4 protein-coding genes and 1 pseudogene are annotated in these 1,986 nt (G+C 47.7%); 4 read left to right on the top strand and 1 reads right to left on the bottom strand.

Translation table 11 applies throughout. The features are described 5' to 3' along the window. On the top strand, positions 1–334 hold a 334-nt coding region (locus KDK16_RS02255; RefSeq protein WP_373690898.1), incomplete at its 5' end, for a bile acid:sodium symporter family protein. Here the strand turns inward: KDK16_RS02255 and KDK16_RS13455 are convergent. After that, positions 247–657: pseudogene (locus KDK16_RS13455) on the bottom strand (bile acid:sodium symporter family protein); the annotation flags it as partial. The gene KDK16_RS02255 and the pseudogene KDK16_RS13455 sit on opposite strands and share 88 nt — an antisense overlap. 273 nt (positions 658–930) lie before the next feature. On the opposite strand from KDK16_RS13455, the gene flgB reads away from it, so the two are divergent. The 3 genes from flgB to KDK16_RS02240 all read left to right on the top strand — a co-directional run. Beyond that, the gene (gene flgB, locus KDK16_RS02250; RefSeq protein ID WP_257274470.1) at positions 931–1,317 is read left to right on the top strand and encodes a flagellar basal body rod protein FlgB; all 387 of its coding nucleotides are present in this window, start codon (positions 931–933) and stop codon (positions 1,315–1,317) included. Continuing rightward, the gene (flgC, locus tag KDK16_RS02245) at positions 1,318–1,737 is read left to right on the top strand and encodes a flagellar basal body rod protein FlgC (RefSeq protein ID WP_257274469.1); all 420 of its coding nucleotides are present in this window, start codon (positions 1,318–1,320) and stop codon (positions 1,735–1,737) included. Positions 1,738–1,748: 11 nt separating this feature from the next. Next, positions 1,749–1,986, top strand: a 238-nt coding sequence (locus tag KDK16_RS02240; protein ID WP_306670694.1) for a flagellar hook capping FlgD N-terminal domain-containing protein, incomplete at its 3' end; no start/stop codon positions are given.

Genomic DNA, 1,986 nt, shown 5'->3' with positions numbered 1-1,986 from the left:
CATTCTGGCAGTGGCACTGCACAATGGCACAGGTCTGAGTCTGGGTTATCTGGTAGCGCATCTATCAGGCTTTGACCGGAAAACCTGCAAGACTGTCGCCATTGAAGTCGGTATGCAGAACTCCGGCCTGGCGGTAGTATTGGCTACTAAATTCTTTACGCCTGCCGCAGCCCTGCCGGCCACCTTCTTTAGCATCTGGCATAACATCACAGGCTCTGTTCTTGCTACCTGGTGGGCAAGAAGACTGATTAACAAGGGGGTAGCGAAAGCGCCTGTCAGGGTTGATAAAGCTGTCATGGAAATGGACAGGGCAACATCGCCTTTTGCCAGATAACACAGTACGTTTGAAGCGGTTCCTCCGGCAACACTGCCCGCCAGAATCATGCCTATCGTCAGATCCACAGGAAGACTCAGAAGTTGTGCAATCAATAACCCGGCAAAAGGCATGATCCCAAATTGCAGCATCACCCCTGTATAGAGCGCGGGTAAACGATCTTTGATCCGGGCAAAGTCGTTCACTGATAAGGTCAGTCCCATAAACAACATGATCAGGCTGAGTCCGTGACTAATCAGGTAGCCCAGATGATCAAAACTCTCGGGGAAGGAATAAGCCAGAGCTGAAAAGATAACAGCCCATAGAGGAAACAGTCGTGTCATTGTATTTAAAAGCATGAAGGTTTTTTGCACTCCAATTATTAATCGCTAGTTACTAAAGATTTTCCCGGGTCGCTAGATAAATCTTAAGTCAACGTGAACTTGGGTGACAGACCACTGAGAGATATAAGAGTGGCAAAGCGAGCATTGACACAGGCAATCTGTTTTTGCTGTGCAAGCTGCTTAATTCAGCAATGAATAAATAGCAATGAATAAAAGCAGGGTTGTCGTCGATTAGGAGTAAATCAATAACGATAAAGCAGGAGCTTAACTCCTATGGCCATCAGCTTTGAGTCTGCGTTGGGTGTTCATCCCCAGGCGCTGGCGTTTCGTGGAATCCGTGCTGAAGTGATTGCCGGAAACCTGGCAAACATTGATACACCGGGTTTTAAAGCCCGGGATGTAGAGTTTAAAAGCATCTTAAAGGGTCAACTTTCCGGAGATGCTTCTACCGACGACAGGCATCTGGACATGCCACCCTCAGCACAAGACAGTTCAATGATGTATCGCATTCCATTCCAGCAAAGTACTGATGGCAATTCGGTTGAATTGGGCGTTGAGCAGGCTTCCTTCTCCCAGAATGCTATGGATTTTCAAACCAGCCTTATTTTTCTGCGTAAAAAGCTGGGCTCCCTTGAGCAGGCTATTAAGGGAGGACTATAAATGAAATTGAACAACCTCTATGAAATATCTGGTTCGGCGTTGAATGCCCAGATGGTTCGCCTTAATACCATTGCCAGTAATCTGGCTAATATCTCCAGTGCGGGTAGCACGCCTGAAGAAGCATACCGTCCCGTCAGACCTCTTTTTTCTGCTTTCTACAAGCAGACTGTTGGAGAGAATGCAGGCGCTGCCCGGGTGCAGGTTGATGATGTATTGGAAATGCCACCCAGTGAAAAAAATAAACGATACGAACCTGATAACCCCCTGGCGAATCAGGAGGGTTATGTTTTCTATCCCGACATTAATGTGATGCAGGAAATGGCTGACATGCTGTCGGCCACTCGCAGCTACCAGAGCAGTATGGAAGTGATGGTGAGCGCCAAGAAATTACAGCAACGATTGCTGTCGCTTGGTGAGTAAAAAGGAGCACTATGACAGGCATTAATCCGGTTTCATCAGGCAGCGGCGCTAACCCTGTGAACAATGACAGCCGAACGCTACAGGTCAACCAGGACCAATTTATTGAACTGTTCATCGCACAATTGAACAACCAGGATCCCCTGGCGCCGATGGACACAAACCAGATGCTGACCCAGCTTTCCCAAATATCCTCTGTTGAAAGCCTTAACTCGATTGACGATCGCATTGGTGGTTTGACCAGTTCACTTC

The sequence above is a fragment of the Endozoicomonas sp. SESOKO4 genome (genome assembly GCF_024606275.1).
The sequence above is the reverse complement of the archived record's forward strand: the minus strand, read 5'-3'. Positions and strand labels throughout refer to the sequence as shown.

Excerpts from the sequence above, each read along its gene's own strand:
- flgB (WP_257274470.1), top strand. The coding sequence starts at position 931 with ATGGCCATCAGCTTTGAGTCTGCGTTGGGTGTTCATCCCCAGGCGCTG.
- flgC (WP_257274469.1), top strand. The coding sequence starts at position 1,318 with ATGAAATTGAACAACCTCTATGAAATATCTGGTTCGGCGTTGAATGCC.